Annotated in this window: 13 protein-coding genes and 3 pseudogenes; 6 read left to right on the forward strand and 10 right to left on the reverse strand. The window is 70.7% G+C overall.

Annotated elements, in window-relative coordinates:
- From IH45_RS1000000149525 to IH45_RS0133225, 4 genes and pseudogenes are all read right to left on the reverse strand, one after another.
- Nucleotides 1-394 (reverse strand): annotated as a pseudogene (locus IH45_RS1000000149525) (MinD/ParA family protein); the annotation flags it as partial.
- 61 nt (nucleotides 395-455) lie between these two features.
- Entirely contained in the window at nucleotides 456-1811 is a 1356-nt protein-coding gene (gene eccD, locus IH45_RS0133215; RefSeq protein ID WP_030677212.1) for a type VII secretion integral membrane protein EccD, read from the reverse strand.
- A gap of 161 nt (nucleotides 1812-1972) precedes the next feature.
- The gene (locus IH45_RS1000000150285) at nucleotides 1973-2251 is read right to left on the reverse strand and encodes a hypothetical protein (RefSeq protein WP_030677213.1); all 279 of its coding nucleotides are present in this window, start codon (nucleotides 2249-2251) and stop codon (nucleotides 1973-1975) included.
- Nucleotides 2252-4212: 1961 nt separating this feature from the next.
- Nucleotides 4213-5070, reverse strand: a complete 858-nt coding sequence (locus tag IH45_RS0133225) for a 3-hydroxybutyryl-CoA dehydrogenase (RefSeq protein WP_030677217.1) — start codon at nucleotides 5068-5070, stop codon at nucleotides 4213-4215.
- 179 nt (nucleotides 5071-5249) lie between these two features.
- Between IH45_RS0133225 and IH45_RS0133230 the strand changes: the two genes are divergently transcribed.
- Nucleotides 5250-6572, forward strand: a complete 1323-nt coding sequence (locus tag IH45_RS0133230; RefSeq protein WP_030677221.1) for a glycoside hydrolase family 10-like protein — start codon at nucleotides 5250-5252, stop codon at nucleotides 6570-6572.
- A gap of 39 nt (nucleotides 6573-6611) precedes the next feature.
- On the opposite strand, the gene IH45_RS0133235 is transcribed toward IH45_RS0133230, so the two are convergent.
- Nucleotides 6612-6815 (reverse strand): DUF1918 domain-containing protein, encoded by a 204-nt coding sequence (locus IH45_RS0133235; RefSeq protein WP_030677223.1) that lies wholly within the window; start codon nucleotides 6813-6815, stop codon nucleotides 6612-6614.
- Between the two features lie 295 nt (nucleotides 6816-7110).
- On the opposite strand from IH45_RS0133235, the gene IH45_RS1000000147160 reads away from it, so the two are divergent.
- The gene (locus IH45_RS1000000147160; protein WP_234440771.1) at nucleotides 7111-7926 is read left to right on the forward strand and encodes a hypothetical protein; all 816 of its coding nucleotides are present in this window, start codon (nucleotides 7111-7113) and stop codon (nucleotides 7924-7926) included.
- A 17-nt stretch (nucleotides 7927-7943) separates the two neighbouring features.
- Here IH45_RS1000000147160 and IH45_RS0133245 read toward each other — a convergent pair.
- Nucleotides 7944-8351, reverse strand: a pseudogene (locus IH45_RS0133245) (NF041680 family putative transposase); the annotation flags it as partial.
- Between IH45_RS0133245 and IH45_RS1000000147165 the strand changes: the two are divergent.
- Nucleotides 8342-8968 (forward strand): annotated as a pseudogene (locus IH45_RS1000000147165) (transposase); the annotation flags it as partial. The pseudogenes IH45_RS0133245 and IH45_RS1000000147165 overlap by 10 nt on opposite strands.
- Before the next feature lie 100 nt (nucleotides 8969-9068).
- Here the strand turns inward: IH45_RS1000000147165 and IH45_RS0133255 are convergent.
- On the reverse strand, nucleotides 9069-10118 hold the full coding sequence (locus tag IH45_RS0133255) for a DMT family transporter (RefSeq protein ID WP_030677227.1): 1050 nt from the start codon (nucleotides 10116-10118) through the stop codon (nucleotides 9069-9071).
- Between IH45_RS0133255 and IH45_RS0133260 the strand changes: the two genes are divergently transcribed.
- Nucleotides 10117-11601 carry an aminotransferase-like domain-containing protein gene (locus tag IH45_RS0133260; RefSeq protein WP_032918766.1) on the forward strand — a complete coding sequence of 495 codons (1485 nt, stop codon included), beginning with the start codon at nucleotides 10117-10119 and terminating at the stop codon, nucleotides 11599-11601. The genes IH45_RS0133255 and IH45_RS0133260 overlap by 2 nt on opposite strands.
- Nucleotides 11602-11644: 43 nt before the next feature.
- Here IH45_RS0133260 and IH45_RS1000000147170 read toward each other — a convergent pair whose 3' ends face one another.
- A complete protein-coding gene (locus IH45_RS1000000147170; protein WP_158813340.1) occupies nucleotides 11645-12064 on the reverse strand; it encodes an RICIN domain-containing protein in 420 nt (139 codons plus the stop codon).
- A 517-nt stretch (nucleotides 12065-12581) separates the two neighbouring features.
- On the opposite strand from IH45_RS1000000147170, the gene IH45_RS0133270 reads away from it, so the two are divergent.
- Both IH45_RS0133270 and IH45_RS0133275 read left to right on the forward strand, forming a co-directional pair.
- Nucleotides 12582-13112: a hypothetical protein gene (locus IH45_RS0133270; protein ID WP_158813342.1), complete on the forward strand. Its 531-nt coding sequence runs from the start codon at nucleotides 12582-12584 to the stop codon at nucleotides 13110-13112.
- Between the two features lie 178 nt (nucleotides 13113-13290).
- Nucleotides 13291-13776 carry a GNAT family N-acetyltransferase gene (locus IH45_RS0133275; RefSeq protein ID WP_050515359.1) on the forward strand — a complete coding sequence of 162 codons (486 nt, stop codon included), beginning with the start codon at nucleotides 13291-13293 and terminating at the stop codon, nucleotides 13774-13776.
- Nucleotides 13777-13791: 15 nt separating this feature from the next.
- Here IH45_RS0133275 and melA read toward each other — a convergent pair whose 3' ends face one another.
- Nucleotides 13792-15135 (reverse strand): alpha-glucosidase/alpha-galactosidase, encoded by a 1344-nt coding sequence (gene melA, locus IH45_RS0133280; RefSeq protein ID WP_030677231.1) that lies wholly within the window; start codon nucleotides 15133-15135, stop codon nucleotides 13792-13794.
- The gene (locus tag IH45_RS0133285) at nucleotides 15132-16163 is read right to left on the reverse strand and encodes a carbohydrate kinase family protein (protein ID WP_030677232.1); all 1032 of its coding nucleotides are present in this window, start codon (nucleotides 16161-16163) and stop codon (nucleotides 15132-15134) included. Before IH45_RS0133285 ends, melA begins: the two co-directional genes overlap by 4 nt.
- Nucleotides 16164-16195: the final 32 nt, after the last annotated feature.

Genomic DNA, 16195 nt, shown 5'->3' on the forward strand with positions numbered 1-16195 from the left:
CGGCGACTTCCCGCGCGGCGGACGAGGAGAGCGTACGGCGCAGGGTACGTGTGGCGCGCGCGGCGAAGGACTCGCCGTGCTGCGGCTTGCTGCGTAGCGCGCCGAGCATGCCCTCGTCCACCACAGGGCGGGAGCCGGGAGCACTCTGAGGCCGGGAGTCCGGGGCGTACGCGGCTGGAGGCTGCCGCTCCTGCGCCTGATACGGATAGCCCGTGCCCTGCGGCGTGTCACCGCGGTGGGCGGCGTCCGGCGCCGGGATGTCCTGCGCGGGTTGGGCAGGGTGTCCCGGCACGGAAGCGTGCAGCGCCTGTCCGTCGGGGGCTTGCGTACCCTGCTGGGCGCCGCTTCTCAGGTCGCGCAGTACATCACCCTGCCAGCCGTCTCCGCTCGGCACGCCTGCCCCTCCCCCCAACCTGCTGCCCCGCTCGGAGCGCTGGTACAACGACTCAAAACTGTCAGAACTGGTTGAGCAACCGCCCGTAGACACCGAACACGCCGACGGCGAGCGGGAAGAGCACCACCAGGCCGATCGACTCGACCAGATCGCCCATGCGGCGAAGCCGCACCTGTACATGCTCGGGCACCTGCATCGCCAAAACAGCCAACGGCAGCACTGCGGCCGCACACAGCAGAGCCAGCGGCCCGGCACCCCCCGCATGCTCCATCCACCACATCACCAGGCGCACCAGGAGACACGACGCGGCTGACAAAAGCGCAACAACCTCAGCGACCAGTGGGAACGCTCGCGCTCTCGACGCCAGCACCACGGCAACGAGCGCCACCAGCACCACGGTCCATACAGTCGGCGTCTCCGCCAGCGTGAGCAGCCAGCCGGCAGCGGCCGCCGAAACCGCAGTGACGACCGTCGAGAGGGCAAGGCCCCGATGCGTCGCCGCCAGCGCAGTACCCACCTGGTGACGGCTGACAGAGGCGCCGCCCGAACGCCGGTCATCGAGCGTGGTGAGCCCCGACGCCATCAGCGCGAGCCGCGGCAGTACGCCGAGCACCACCAAAGAGAAAACAGCCATGACGGCACCGAGCCGGGCAGGGTCGCCCTGAACCGCGGCCGTCACCTCCCACACAACGGCGATCGCGGCGGTGGTCACCGCACCGACCAGTCCGCCCTTGCCCAGCGGAGAGAAGTAACCCAGAAACACGAGTGTCACGACCAGCACACCCGCGACGGCAGCGAGGCGTCCGGTGCCTGACCAGCCGAACGCATCGGCAGCCGTCCACGCCGTGAGCACACCGAGCCCGCCAGCGGTGAGCAGGAGTGCGGTCGCCAGTCCCCGGTTTCCCCGCCCGATCCTGGCGACGAGCGCACCGGCCGCCAGGAGCGCAGGCGATACGACTGACAGAACACCGACGAGGGAGCCGAGCGAAAATACACGGCGGGCGAGCAGCGCGGCGATCACGGCGAAGGCGACGGCCGCCGCACCCGCACCGGCCCGGCGCGCAGCAGGACGCCAGCGCCAAGCCCGCAGGTCGAGGTCGTCGGCCACCTGATCGGTGACGTCGTGCACCACGGGAGCCGGCGGTGCGGAGTGCGTCGTGACGAGCCGGAGCACGGCGCCGTCGGACACCCCGGCCGACGCCAGCGTGCTGTCGTGCGGCAGGACAGAACCATCGGACGTCATCAACTGCCGAGCTACCGGCCGCGGTGCGGGCCGATCACCCAGCAACGGCAGGATCTCCGGGATCAGCTGCCCTATCGGCGTATCGGAGAGCAGGACGACATCGGCCCGGCGTCGTTCACCGACCAGCGTCACTCGGCTCAGTTGCGCCCGGGAACTCGCTGCTCTACTCACCACTTACCGCAGCCTATCATCGTGAGGTTGACGAACTGTTTGGGCAAATGGAGCATGCCTCCGCCCTGGCCCTGTGTTCAGGGAGCCCTTCTTTCGCCCCGGGGAGCTCTTCCCATATTCCCCAGGAATGCCGTCGACTCTGTCCGAGTTCGGTCCGTGGACTTCTAGGATTTCGCGGACTTCGCCGGCTGCCCGTACGGCTGCACTTGACGCTGCTGCTTCTCCTGCTCGGCCTTCTGCGTGGCCAGCGTGTGCTGAAGAAACGACCACCCCACACATCCCGCACACAAGACGGCCGTGAGAGCGATCCCCCCGAAGACCTTCCCCAGTCGCTCGTCCGCCGTACGCCGCCCCCGCTGCGCACCGAACAACAGGGCATCTCGCATCCTGCGGCGGCGTACTGCCACCGACTCCAACAGCTGGCTGTCGTAATCCCGCGCCATCTCGTCGTCCGTTACCTCAGTCGTCCGTCGCCTCAGTCACGGTGTCCCCCCAGCCATCGGCGATCAGCGCAGATAGACGTCCCGAGGTGCTCTCCGAAGCCAGCGCAATTCAGCATCCACCGCTGCGCAGTCGGCACGGCAAGCACCGTAGGTGAAAGACGATACTCCCAGCCACTGACAACAGCGGGGCCGGTCACGTACGAGCCGTGCCGACCCACCCTACGACCGCTGGCCGCGGTGCCGCCCACACTGCTGGCCCGCATCGCCGCCATCCTCATCCCATGACTCCTATGCCTCTTGTCGCCTCCGTAGCCAGGTGAGAGGGGCCCGCACCAGCAAAAGCCGTCTCTGTCGCGCAGCCGTACCTGGCCGGCTGGTCGGAGTCATACCGTTCCAGGCCGGGTCGTCCGAGGACTGCGAACCCGCGTCCCGGCGAGCAGGGGCGGATGTGCCCGCTCACTACCGGGATGGGGGCGCAGCCCAGCCGTACGAGCCAAGCTGATCGTCAAGCCGGAGCCCTCCCCCTGGTTCAGCTGCGTACTCAGCTTCACGGCACGCTTGCCGAGCTGTCTGGGATTGGCTCCGGCCGCCAACCGCGGCATGCGCCCTGTCACTCACACAGCGCGGACTGCTCCAAGCCAGCTCGTGTCGCGGAGCCGCGCTCGGGCTGGTAGGTGCGCGACTTTGGCATGCATTCCAGACCCGTTGACATGACCGATGCGGTGTGTACCCCCGACCCTGGGGCAAGTCTCTCCCTGTTGGACCAAGTGCGGCGGAGCGTCGACGAAGACCGCCGACAGGCACTGTTCGTCGTCCTGAGCACCCAGGATGCGGAAACCAGCGCCCACTACTTGAACACTCGTACCGGTGTTCGTGCTCTGCATGTCATTCCCGACCACCAGTCCCCAGGGCCCTACGGGCTCTCCCGCCGACGTATCGCAGAGTTCCCGGCCACGGGAGCGGACGTTCTCGTCGCGCCGGAAGGCCCGGTCGGCCGAGGCCACAACATGCTCAACGCCCGGGGTGTCGCCGCCGTGTGTCCCATCTTCTGCCTGGCCCGCTTGCATCCCTCGCCGGACGACCTCTCCTTCCCCTCGCGGTGCTCAAAACGTACGCCATGGGCAAACTGCTGCACCCTCACCGCTGTGACGCCCCAGGGGCCGATCGAGCCAGAGAAGTACGTGCACTCACCAGTGTGCTGGTCGCCGGACGGCAACTGATGCGCGAGCTACTGGCAGTCCCCGGACCCGGCGCCGACACCGAAACCCGTCTGCGACACCAGGTCCTCACCGGCCACTTGGGGACTTCTGGGGAAGCTGTTTGAAACCATGGACTGGGGATGAATCGCCCGTGAACAACGCCGAGAAGAACACTGGCAAAAAGAAGCATCCGCCGCCCCGCTCCAAGCACATCCTCACCCCGGCCTTCGTCGCCACCGAGGGGGCCGAGCTGGCGGTCGAGGTCCACAGGGGACGTTTCCGCAGGGACTGCTTGCGCGACTGCACAGGGCCTGGAAGAGCAATCCCGCAGCTCGCTCTCAATAAGGCGTCACTGTCGCTGTCGTGCTCGTAATGCGCAGGTCTGGGGGCGAATCCCATTCACCTGCACCATTGATGCGGACTCGGCCGCCCTGGCCCGGCCGCTCCGGACGAGGTGCTTCCCTGGGACTCTTCTGGGACTTCAGCTCTGTCCCAGGAACTTTCCTGGGGCTTTCCGCTGGGTAGGAGGGAAAGGCTCCGACAGCTCCGAAAGGCGCAAAGCCCCAGGTCAAAGCCGTTTTCCTACCAGCAGGTGACGCTCGCCAAGTTGTGTCTCGGGCAGGCCATGGTGGCCGGGCGAGGATGCTCGGGCGGGGGGTTTGGCAGGCGCTGCGCGAGCCACCCGGCGACGGCGCCGCCGTAGACGCTGTTCCGGGTGAATCTGCCCTCGAACAGCGTTACTTGGCGGCGCAGCCCCACGCCTCAGTACGTATAGAACCCCGACCCGGTCTTCCGCCCCAGCCGCCCCGCATCCACCATGCGGGCCAGCAGCGGGGGAGCGGCGTACAGCGGTTCCTTGTACTCGTCGTACATCGAGGCTGCGACCGAGGCGACCGTGTCCAGGCCGATCAGGTCGGAGAGCCTGAGCGGGCCCATCGGGTGGGCGCAGCCCAGCTCCATGCCGTTGTCGATGTCCTCGCGGCTGGCGATGCCGGACTCGAACATCCGGATCGCGGAGAGCAGGTACGGGATCAGCAGCGCGTTGACGACGAAGCCGGAACGGTCCTGGGCGCGGATCGCGTGCTTGCCCAGCACGTTCTGGACCAGGGCCTCGGCCCGCTTGATCGTCTCCTCGCCGGTGGTCAGCGCGGGGATCAGCTCGACCAGCTTCTGCACCGGCGCCGGGTTGAAGAAGTGGATGCCGATGACCTGGTCGGGGCGGGAGGTGGCGACGGCCAGCTTGACCAGCGGGATCGAGGAGGTGTTGGAGGCCAGGATCGCGTCCGGGCGGCTGATCACCTGGTCGAGGACCTGGAAGATCTCCGTCTTGACCTGCTCGTTCTCCACGACCGCCTCGATGACGAGGTCGCGGTCGGCGAACTCGCCGAGGTCGGTGGTGAAGCTGAGCCGGCCGAGCGTCGCGTCCCGCTCCGCGACAGTGATCTTGCCGCGTTCGGCCGCCTTGCCGAGGGAATTGGTCAGCCGCGTGCGGCCCAGCTCCAACGCCTCGCCGGTGGTCTCAGCGACCATCACGTCCAGGCCGGCGCGGGCGCACACCTCGGCGATACCGGCGCCCATCTGGCCGCAGCCCACCACTCCGACGCGTTCGATGTCGGTCACATCGTGCCTTTCGCTGATCTCGGGGTCCGGCGGCACGCGCGAGGGGTCCGTGCCTGCGGCAGGGACCCCGGCGTCCGCCTCGGCCCCGACGTTACTCCGCGGAATGCTGTGCGGCGGGGGGAGGGGCGGGCATCCTGGTGCCTTAGGACGGGACGTACCGGACACTTTGGGGGCGTGGCATGAGACGGATCACACGAAGAGCCTTCACGGTCGCGGCCCTCACCGCGGCCGCCGCGGTACCGGGCACCGGGGGCGCGGCGGCCCGCGGCCGGGGCGCGGACGGCGGACGGGCGGAGTTCCGCGGCATGTGGCTGGCGACGGTCGCCAACCGGGACTGGCCCTCCAGGCCCGGGCTGCCGCCCGCTCAGCAGCAGGCCGAGCTGCTCCGCTACCTGGACGTGGCGGTCACGCGCCGCCTCAACACCGTGATCTTCCAGGTGCGGCCCACGGCGGACGCGCTGTGGCCCTCCCCGTACGAGCCCTGGTCGGAGTACCTGACCGGGACGCAGGGCCGCGACCCGGGCTGGGACCCCCTCGGCTTCGCCGTGCGCGAGGCCCACCGGCGCGGCCTGGAACTGCACGCCTGGTTCAACCCGTACCGCATCGCCAACCACACCGACCCGTCGCGGCTGGTGCCCACCCACCCGGCGCGGCTGCACCCGGACTGGGCCGTGCCGTACGGCGGCAAGCTCTACTACAACCCGGGCCTGCCCGAGGTCCGCGGCTTCGTGCAGGACGCGATCCTCGACGCGGTGGAGCGGTACGACATCGACGGCGTCCACTTCGACGACTACTTCTACCCCTATCCGGTGGCGGGCGAGACCTTCGACGACGACGCCGCTTACGAGGAGTACGGCGGCGACTTCGAGACCCGCGCGGACTGGCGGCGCGCCAACATCGACCTGCTCGTGCGCGAGACCGCGGAGCGGGTGCGCGGGGCGCGGTCACCGGGCGGCGGCCGGGGGCCCGGCGCGGGCCGCGGGCCGGGGCGGAGCCGGTGGCACCGGCGGCGCCGTCCGCACCACCGCCCCGTACGCTTCGGCATCAGCCCCTTCGCCATATGGCGCAACCAGGCCACCGATCCGGCCGGATCCGACACCCGCGCGGGCGTGCAGACCTACGACGACCTCTACGCCGACACCCGTAAGTGGGTGCGCGAGGAGTGGATCGACTACATCGTGCCGCAGGTGTACTGGAACATCGGGTTCCCCGCCGCCGACTACGCGAAGCTCGTGCCCTGGTGGGCCGAGACGGTCGCGGGGACACGGGTGCACCTGTGCGTCGGCGAGGCCCTCTACAAGGCGGGGGCGCCCGGCCAGCCTCCCGCCTGGCAGGACCCCGCCGAACTCTCCCGCCACCTCACCTTCGCCCGCCGCCACCCGAGAGTGCGCGGCCACATCTTCTTCTCGGCGAAGGAGGTGGCCGAGGACCGCACCGGGGCGATGGCGCGGGTCGTGGCCGACCACTACCCCGGGCCGACCGTGCCACCGCGGACCGTATGAGCGGCGCACCGGGCGGCGCCCGCCGCCCGGGCCGTGCCGCTACTCCTGGGCGCCGGCCGTGGGGAAGGGCCGTACGACGGTGTCCGGGCCCGGGGACATCAGGGTCTCGTGCCCGTCCTCGAAACGGACGCGGTAGGGCGGGGTGCCGTTCTCGCCCAGCACTTCGATGATCTCGGCGGTCCGGTCGTGCTGCCCCACGATCCTGCCGTGCACCAGCAGCCGGTCTCCCACACTCGCACGCATCGGCTACGGCCTCCTCGTCAGTCGGTCGGAGGGTGTGTGTTCCGTGGCGGCAAGTGTACGGCCGGGCCCCACCGTTGCACCCGTGGAGAGCGGTACCCCGGGCGGTGTCCGTCGGCCATTCGGTGAGGGCCTGTGAGCCATTTGGTCAGGGACTGTGCCATGGGGCTGTGGCACGAACTCTCGGCTTGTTCTTCAAGGCCGGACCGGGCCGGCGGCGACGTGCGGCAGACGGGTGGGCAACCGCCCCGGGTAAATCCGGTGGCACCGACAGCCTTCCGGCGACAAGACTGCCCCGGTGAACACCCTGCCGCCGGTGCCCGGCCCGCCCTCCATGCCCGTGCCGGACCCACGTGGCCTCGACATCGTTCAGGACTACGGCGGCATGCACGCCCTGGTCTCGGACCTGGTGCTGCCTCACGGGGCGTCGATGTATGTCATGAGCGCGATGGAAACCTCCCGCGAACTCATCCGGCACTCCTACTACCGGTACGAGTTCGCCACCGTCGCCGTCACGCACTCCCTGTTCGCCCTGGAGCACGTCCTCGCCGAGCGTCTGGGCTCGAACGACCCGCTCCACGCCCTGATCCAGCGGGCCACCAGCGCAGGGCTCATCACGGCCGGACTCGCCGCCGAACTCGACCGCAGCCGGCTGCTGCGCGACCGGCTCACGCAGGGCGCCGTGTCGAGTGCCGCCCTCGGACAGGCCCGAGCGGTCGCCATGGTGCGTGCCGTCTTCGATGCCGTCGCACTGCTCCTTCGCCCACCGTCCGCAGCAGAGGCGACAGCCACCCCGGTGGGCGGAGCACGGCCCGTTGGCGGACTCGCCCAGCTGTGGAAGGACCACCTGCGCGCACTGTTCCCCGACGGCTTCCGCGGCGTGGACTTCGACGGCGTGGACCTGGTCCTCCTGGACGCCGATGTCGCCGGTCTCGTGCAAAGAGAACTGAACGGCGGACTCGACGACAGGGGCATTGCCTCCCTCTGGGGCTGCATCGCCGACCTCGACAAGATCGTGCCACTGATCAACGAGGAGTACTGCGCCTCCTACTTCACAAAACTTCGGACGATGGCCCAGGTCGCAGCATCGCCCTACATCCCCACTGCGGTCTGACTGCCGGGGTTGAAACAGCGGACCTGCGCGGGAGTCATCCGCTCGGGCTCGGCCGGCTTCTCCCAGGGGCGGCGCAGGTCGACGGCCAGAGACCGGACGAGCCGCAGTTGGGTGTGGGCGACGATCAGGAGCCAGGTCCAGCGATCCGCCGCCTGCGGAGTGCGGAGCTTTGGGGCGGTCCAGCCGAGCGTCTGTTGTGCGGACCGGAAGGTGTGCTCAAGATCGAACCTGCGGAGGTAGCCCTGCCACCGGCGGTCCACCTCGGTAGCGGTGCCCCCGGTGCGGGAGGGCCACAGCCACACCGGCGGCGCGGTGCGGCTCTTCGACAGGTGCTCGGCCTTCGGCCGGAGCAAGGTGCCTTTGATGACAGACAGCTCGCCGGGGTGGTCGAGCCTGGCCGAGCGGTGGTTCGGCCGCGGGTGCACCGGCCCCATATTCTCGGCGATGCCGGCTGGCCCTGGCGGGCGATGTCTTCGCGTGGCTGCGGCCCGATGCGCTGACCAGGTCGGACCGTCTGTTCTGTCACGTCCACGGCCGCTCGGGACGCTCCAATGACCAGCTCATCCCCGGTCGGCTGTACTCCTTCGTCGCCGCGCTGGTGACGGAACGCACGTCGTGGTGCCGGCTGCCGGACGCGATCAGGCCCGGCTCCGACGGTGATGTCGTCGAGGTCACCGCCATCCAGGTCCGCCGCGTGGTCACCGATCTGATCGGCCAGGGCCAGCGGGAGACCGGTGATGAGGACATTTTGGTCGTCTTCGACGTCGGATGCGGTGCCCCGCGCATGGCCTACTTCTTCGACGGCCTGCCCATCGAGGTGCTGGGACGGATGCGTTCGAACCGTGTCATGCGGCGGCCGACACCCTCGCTCAAGGAGTACGCCGCTACGGCACCGTGCAGGCGGTGACCCGGGACCGTATCCGCCACCGGCTCACCACCCACAGTGCGTGGATCGACCCCCGGCGGCGAACTCCCCGCCATCGACGGCACCCTGACCTGCCTGGCGGTGGATCACCTGCCCGGCGGCTCACCCGCGAAGCCGCGGCCGACCTCCGCCGTCCCTGGGGAGAACCGGCCGGGCCTGCCCGCCGAGAGCATCGCTGAACGTAATCAACTCAAAGCTCGCAAACCATGAAACAAGCTCAGGTGGCGGAGCGCTGGGTGACCGCGATGCAGACCAGGACGGCGACGGCGGCGACCGGGGCTGCCAGTGGCAGTTGTTCGCCCAGCAGCAGTACGGACCAGACCAGCGTCAGCAGCGGCTGCGCGAGCTGGAGTTGGCTGGCCTTGGACACGCCGATCGCCGCCATGCCGCGGTACCAGACCACCAGTCCCAGGAACTGCGAGCCGAACGACAGCCACAGCAGGCCCGCCACCGCGTGCGCCGTGAAGTGCGGCGGCTCGGCGAGCAGGGCGAGGGCCGCGCCGGGCGCGGTGACCGGCAGGGCGAGCAGCAGCGCCCAGCCGATCACCTGCCAGCCGGGCAGGTGCCGGGCGAGCCGGCCGCCTTCGGTGTAGCCCGCCGCGCACACCAGGAGCGCGGCGAAGAGGTAGAGGTCGCCGGTGCTCAGCGCGCCGCCGCTCTGCTGGACGGTGAAGCCGATGACGACGGCGGCGCCGGCCAGCGCCGCGGCCCAGAACGCCTTCGAGGGCCGGGCCCCGGTCCGTACGGCCGAGAACACCGCGGTGGTCAGCGGCAGCAGACCGACGACGACCGCCGCGTGCGAGGTGGTGGAGGTCTCCAGGGCGAGGGTGGTCAGCAGCGGGAAGCCGAGGACGACGCCGGCCGCCACGACGGCCAGGCCCGCCCAGTGCCGCCGCTCGGGCGGCCGGACCCGGAACGCGGCCAGGCAGCACCCGGCGATGAGGGCGGCGAGCACGCTGCGCAGCGTCACCACCGTCCAGGCGCCCATGCCCTCCAGGGCCCACGCGGTGGCGGGGAAGGTGAGCGAGAAGGAGGCGACACCGAGGGCGGCGAGCAGGGTGCCGCGGGCGGCGGTATGGGGGGCCGGGGTTGAGGCGGGGGCGCTCGCGGGGGCGCTGACGCGCGGAGGGGCGGCCACGGTGGGCGCGTCGCCGGGTGGAGGGGCGGCGGCGAGGTCCGTCACCCCGCTCGGGCCGGTCCCCGGCACCCCGCCCGGGGTGCTGACCGCTATCGTGCTGCTGCTGGTAGCGCTATCGTGCTCTCTCATGCACGAGCGTAGCAGCGTCGCCGAACTCGCCGGAACCCTGCGAGACAGCCTCAACCGCTACTCACCCGGTGAGAAGCTGCCGTCGAGCCGCGCCCTGGTGGAGCGGCACCGGGTGAGCCCGGTGACGGTCTCCCGCGCGCTGGCCGAGCTGGCGGCCGAGGGGCTGGTGATCACCCGGCCCGGCGCCGGGGCGTTCCGCGCGGAGGCCCGGCCGCAGGCCCGTCCCGTGGACACCTCCTGGCAGGAGATCGCGCTGAGTGCCGAGGCCGGTGGCGACCACGCGCCGCGCGGTGTGGACGACTCGGGTGTACTGGCCACCCTCGCCGAGACCGCCCCCGGCGTCATCGAGCTGAACGGCGGCTACCTGCACCCCGACCTCCAGCCGGAGCGCGCGCTCGCCGCCGCGCTCGCGCGGGCCGGGCGGCGGCCGGGGGCCTGGGGACGGCCGCCGGTGGAAGGCGTCACCGAGCTGCGGGCGTGGTTCGCGCGCGAGATCGGCGGCCCCGGCGGAGCGCTCGCGGCCTCCGACGTCCTGGTGACGGCAGGCGGGCAGAGCGCCCTGACCGCGGCACTGCGGGCGCTCGCCCCGCCGGGCGCGCCGGTGCTCGTCGAGTCGCCGACGTATCCGGGCATGCTGGCCGCGGCCCGCGCGTCCGGGCTGCGGCCGGTCCCCGTACCGGCGGATGCGGACGGCGTACGGACCGATCTGCTGGCCGACGCGTTCCGGGCCAGCGGCGCCCGGCTGTTCGTCTGCCAGCCGCTCTTCCAGAATCCGACCGGATCGGTGCTGGCCGCCGGGCGCCGGGCCGAGGTGCTGCGGATCGCGCGGGCCGCCGGGGCGTTCGTGGTGGAGGACGACTTCGCGCGCCGGCTCGTCCACGAGGGCGCGCCCGCGCTGCCGCCCACACTGATCGCCGACGACCCGGACGGCACGGTCGTGCACGTCTGCTCGCTCACCAAGGCCACATCGCCGAGCCTGCGCGTGGGCGCGCTCGCCGCGCGCGGCCCGGTACTGGACCGGCTGCGCGCCATCCAGGTCGTGGACAGCTTCTTCGTGCCCAGGCCACTCCAGGAAGCGGCTCTGGAACTGGTGGGTTCCCCGGCGTGGTCCCGTCATCTGCGGCTTCTGTCGGGTCAGTTGGCGGTGCGCCGGGAAGCGCTGGTCGCAGCGCTGCGGATGGGCTTCGAGGGTACGGACGCGGCCGCTCCCGGCCTCGGCGTGCAGGTCGTACCGCTCGGCGGTTACCACCTCTGGCTGCGGCTGCCGGACGGCACGGACGAGACGGCGCTCGCCGGAGCGGCGCTGCGCGCGGGCGTCGCGGTCGCCCCGGGCCGCCCGTACTTCGCCGCCGAGCCCCCGGCCCCGCATGTGCGCCTGGCGTTCGCGCAGGCCTCCGGCGTGGCCGAACTGGCGGAAGGGGTACGGCGGTTGCGTACGGCCTATGACGAGGTGAGCAGCTGTGCCGCACCCCTTGTTCGGTAATGGCCTGTGACGGCTGGGAGGGGTGAGGCGCTCGCTCTCCGCGCTACACCTTGAGCAGCGCCCACCGCTGGCGATCGGTGTCGTGGCATGCCCAGGTGAAGGCCGCGCCGTCCGAGGTGCCGTCCAGGCAGGCCCGCAAGAATGAGCTCCGCATGAAGATCGATGCTTCCATCACTTTTCCGGCGATGAACCATTTGTTGTGGTCGTCGCAGTACCCCACGAAGACTGCATTATTGTTCAAGGGAAATCCGCCCAGGCAGTCTCCGCGGTCAACGTTTTTCAGGTGGTACCGGCCGTTGTGCCCGTCCGTGAGCCGCCACCTTTGATTCGGGGCCGACCAGTTGCATCCGGCCGTGGCTACATGGGAGTTGTCCATGAAGAGGCATCGGCCGGTTTCCTTGCTTCTGATCATGACGGTGACCCCCTCCAGGGAATCGGCTTCCGCGGGCGTGGCCGGACTCATGATCCCCATGCCGAGCGCGACCAGGGCAGCGAAAACTCTGCGAGCCGCGGTACCTCGCCGTGAGCGTCGCAGAGTCGGAGAGTTCTTCATCCGGCGCATAACCGGCCCTTCTTCTGGGTGGCCCCCCAGGACTGGAGTCGCCATCAGCAGAACGCGGAATTCCGGTCAATGCCAGAGTCGCGCAGGCATATCATCAGTATGGGTGACTCCGGACGTATCGTCTGGTCGAATCCGGTCGGGCGGCCAATAGGGCGGGCGGCCAATAGGGCGGGCGGCCAATAGGGGGAGCGGAGGATCGACCCCGGTGGCGCGGGCTCCACGGTCTGCCGCAGACGTACGTCATTCACGCGGCGTTGGAGTGAGGTTTCGCAGGCTGTCGCATCACGGGACACGCGCGGGGGGAGGGTGATGCTGCATCATCTGGTCAGGCTCAGGACGTCCACACACGCGTGGGGCTTGCCCGGCCGTCGGTCTGCCGGCAGTGAGGGCCGATCGCGGACAGTATCGGAAGGGCGCAATGAATCTGAGAATCACGCTTGACCGCGTCAAGTGCTTCCACACCGAAAACACGAGTGGAGCTGACGATTTCTACGTTGTGGGAGCCGCTGTCGCAGGAGGAAGGACCCAGGCGGTTCTGACCACTCCTCTGAAGATCGATGACGGTCAGGAGCTTGCGTTCCCGTCCGACCAGCGCGTGGTCTTCGACGGCCCTCTCGCGGATGCCGAGAAGCTGCACCTCGGCATTGCCGCCTACAACCGGGACGTGAATGGTGACGGGAAGAAGCGCGGGGAGGCGGTCGGCAAGATCACCACCGCGGTCGGGGCGCTGCCCGTCCCGTCGGGCTCACTGCTCGTATCCACCGCGTACACGGCGACGGATGCGGTCTTCGGCAGAATGGGCCAGGACGAGAAACTGGGGCAACTCACCCTGGATGCTCCGGTCAAGGACCTCAAGCCGGGCACCGGCAAGAAATGGTCATGCAGCACTGAGTCGGATGCGGCCTCCTCGTGGAAGTACGAGGTGTATTACACGGTCGACAAGGGCTGAGAGCCTTCGCCGGGTTTTCAAGACCGCGCGGGCGGTGGCTGCCCCTTCCCCCGTCCGCTCATCGGCAGCGCATGAGGCTGTGCGGGTTCCGGTCGCCGCGGACGGAGCGAAGGAAGCGGGCCGGGGGGCTCCGGGTAATCCGTTCGACTCCGTCCGGATCCTCTGCCAGCCTCCCGCCATGAACGACACGACCCGCGGCGACAGCGCCCCCGAGCCCGTGACCGACGGCATTCCGGCCGGTTACGCGGTTTCCACCGACCCGGACCGGCTGGACCTGGCCCTGATCCACCACTGGCTCTCCACCGACGCCTACTGGGCGCTCGGCCGCCCCCGCGAGCGCCAGGACCGGGCGGTGGCCGGATCGCTCAACTTCGGCCTGTACGAGGAGGACCCCGCCGCGGACGGCCAGGGGCGGCAGGTCGGCTACGCCCGGGTCGTCACCGACCACACCACCTTCGCCTGGCTCTGCGACGTCTACATCGCTCCGGTCGCCCGCGGCAAGGGCCTCGGCACGGCGCTCGTCACCCACATCCGCGACCACCTGGCGCCGTGCGGTCTGCGCCGCATCCTGCTGGCGACCGGCGATGCCCACGAGGTCTACGCCCGTGTCGGCTTCGAGCCGCTGGCCGACCCGGGCAAGTGGATGGCCCTCGGGCTCCAGTAAGGGCCGGGGCCCGGCTCAGTGCCCCAGCACCTCCCGCAGCTCCGGCTGGAGCAGGTCGGCGTGGGCGCGTACGAGGTCGTCGCACAGGTCCCAGATGCGTTCGACCGGCAGCGCGGCGGCGGTGGCGGGGTCCGCCATCGCCGCGTGCCGGATGTGGCGCGGCTCGCCCTCCACCGCGGCCCGTACGACCAGGTCGTTGGCGCTCACATACGTCCGGTTCAGGGCCGCGCACTGCGGGGGCAGCGCGCCGACCCGGGTGGGCTGCACGCCCAGCGGGTCGACCAGACACGGCACTTCCACCACCGCCTCGGCGGGCAGGTTGTCCACCAGGCCGTGGTTGGGCACATTGCCGTAGACCGTGCGCGGGGTGCCGGAGACGATGCTGTGGATGATCTGCGGCGCGTACTCCATCGTGCCCTCCACCGGCAGTGGCGAGCCGGCCGCGAGCGCGTCCCGGGTCTTCTCGTACTCGGCGGTGTTCTCCTCGATGATGTCCAGGTACGTGCCGATCGGCAGCCGCAGCCGCTCCACCTCGCTGTCGTGGTGCAGATACCAGGGCACGTATTCGGACGAGTGCTCGCTGGTCTCGGTCGGGTAGTAGCCGAGCCTGCGGTACATGTCCACGCGCACCCGGCGCAGCAGCTGCGGGTCCTTGGCGATCACGTCGTCCAGCAGCGGGTACAGGCTCTGCCCGTTTCGTTCTAAACGCAGCATCCACGCCTGATGATTGACCCCGGCGGCCAGGTAGGTGATGTCCTCGTACGGGACGTCCAGCAGCTCGGCGAGGTCCCGCGCGGTCCAGTAAACCGAGTGGCACAGGCCGACGACGCGGCGCAGCGGCGTGGCACGCGCCAGATACATGACGTTCATCGCCATCGGGTTGGTGTAGTTCAGCAGCCAGGCGTCCGGACAGAGTTCGGCGATGTCGTCGGCGAGGGCGCGCAGCAGCGGGAAGGTGCGCAGCGCGCGGAAGATGCCGCCGACGCCGAGGGTGTCGCCGATGGTCTGGCGCAGGCCGTAGCGGGCGGGGATGTCGAAGTCCGTACGGGTGGCGGCGTTCATGCCGACCTGCACGGTGTTGATGACGAAGTCCGCGCCGTCGAGTGCCGCGCGCCGGTCCGGGTGCGCGGTGATCTCGGGGTCGGCGCCACGGGTGGCGGCGATGTGGCGGGCCGCGCCCTCGGCGGTGGCGAGGCGTTCGGCGTCGATGTCGTGCAGGGCGACGTGGATGCGCCGCAGCTCGGGGAAGGCGAGCAGGTCGGCGAGGAGGCCCTGGGTGAAGACGACGCTGCCGGCGCCGATGAAGGCGATCTTCACGGTGCCGGTGCCGGTGCGGCCGGTTGGGGCGGTGCTGGTCATGCGGTGCTCCCTGGTCGGGTCGTGAGGGCAGCGGCGCGTGCCTCGTCCCAGGTGGGCTGGGCTTCCGTACCGCCGTGGGCGCGGGTGGACAGGGCGCCGCAGGCCGCGGCGAGGGAGAGCGCCGCGGGCAGGTCCAGGCCGTGCAGGACCGCGGCGATGAAGCCGGCGTCGAAGCTGTCGCCCGCACCGACGGTGTCCACCGGGTCGGCGGGCACGGCGGCGGTACGGGTGAGGACGGCGCCGTCGTGGGCGAGCGCGCCGGCCGCGCCGTCCTTGAGGACGACCAGGGGGCCGAGGCGGGCGAGGGCGGCGGCAGCGGTGGCCGGGCCGATGTCCGCACCGTCACCTTCCGGCGACTCGGGTGCCAGTTCCGGCGACGCGAGCGCCAGTTCCGGCGACGCGGGCGCCAGTGCCGCGGCCAGTGCCCGCGCCTCCGCCGCGTTCGGCAGCAGGACATCGACAAACTTCAGGACGGGACCGAGGAGTTCCGGGGCCCAGCACTGCGCGGGGTCGTCGTTCGTGTCGAGCGAGGTGGCCGCGCCGTGCCCGCGGGCCCGCGCGAAGATGCCGCCGAGCGACCGGGCCAGCCGCGGCATCAGGAAGAACGATCCGGCGTGGACGTGCCGGGACGCGGCCAGCAGCCGGTCCGGCACGTCCCGCGGCCCGGTGGCAGTCAGGCAGCCGGGGGCGGTGAGGATCGCGCGGTCGGCGCCGTGCGTGAGGACGGTGGTGAGCGGGGTGGGCAGTTCCGGGTCGGTGGCCAGCGCCGACACGTCGACGCCGCGCTCGGCCAGTACCGTACGGACGAAGGCACCCGCCGCGTCGTCACCGACCCGCCCGGCGAACGCCACCCGCAGCCCCAGCCGGGCGGCGCCACAGGCCGTGATCGCGGCCGACCCGCCCAGCAACATGCGCCCTGTTTCTACGAGTTGCTCGCGCTGCCCGAACTCCGGCGCGCGCGGGACCGGGCCGACCACCACATCGGGGTTGGCGTCGCCGATCACGAGGAGATCGAAGGGACGGGGCACGGACACCTCCGGGGCGTGACTGGGCGGGGAAC

Source organism: Streptomyces rimosus subsp. rimosus (assembly GCF_000720725.1).
Classification (GTDB): domain Bacteria; phylum Actinomycetota; class Actinomycetes; order Streptomycetales; family Streptomycetaceae; genus Streptomyces; species Streptomyces rimosus_A.

Excerpts from the sequence above, each read along its gene's own strand:
- IH45_RS0133270 (WP_158813342.1), top strand. The coding sequence starts at position 12,582 with ATGAATCTGAGAATCACGCTTGACCGCGTCAAGTGCTTCCACACCGAA.
- IH45_RS0133255 (WP_030677227.1), bottom strand. The coding sequence starts at position 10,118 with ATGAGAGAGCACGATAGCGCTACCAGCAGCAGCACGATAGCGGTCAGC.
- IH45_RS0133275 (WP_050515359.1), top strand. The coding sequence starts at position 13,291 with ATGAACGACACGACCCGCGGCGACAGCGCCCCCGAGCCCGTGACCGAC.
- IH45_RS1000000147170 (WP_158813340.1), bottom strand. The coding sequence starts at position 12,064 with ATGAGTCCGGCCACGCCCGCGGAAGCCGATTCCCTGGAGGGGGTCACC.
- IH45_RS0133260 (WP_032918766.1), top strand. The coding sequence starts at position 10,117 with ATGCACGAGCGTAGCAGCGTCGCCGAACTCGCCGGAACCCTGCGAGAC.
- IH45_RS1000000150285 (WP_030677213.1), bottom strand. The coding sequence starts at position 2,251 with ATGGCGCGGGATTACGACAGCCAGCTGTTGGAGTCGGTGGCAGTACGC.
- melA (WP_030677231.1), bottom strand. The coding sequence starts at position 15,135 with ATGACCAGCACCGCCCCAACCGGCCGCACCGGCACCGGCACCGTGAAG.
- IH45_RS0133230 (WP_030677221.1), top strand. The coding sequence starts at position 5,250 with ATGAGACGGATCACACGAAGAGCCTTCACGGTCGCGGCCCTCACCGCG.
- IH45_RS0133235 (WP_030677223.1), bottom strand. The coding sequence starts at position 6,815 with ATGCGTGCGAGTGTGGGAGACCGGCTGCTGGTGCACGGCAGGATCGTG.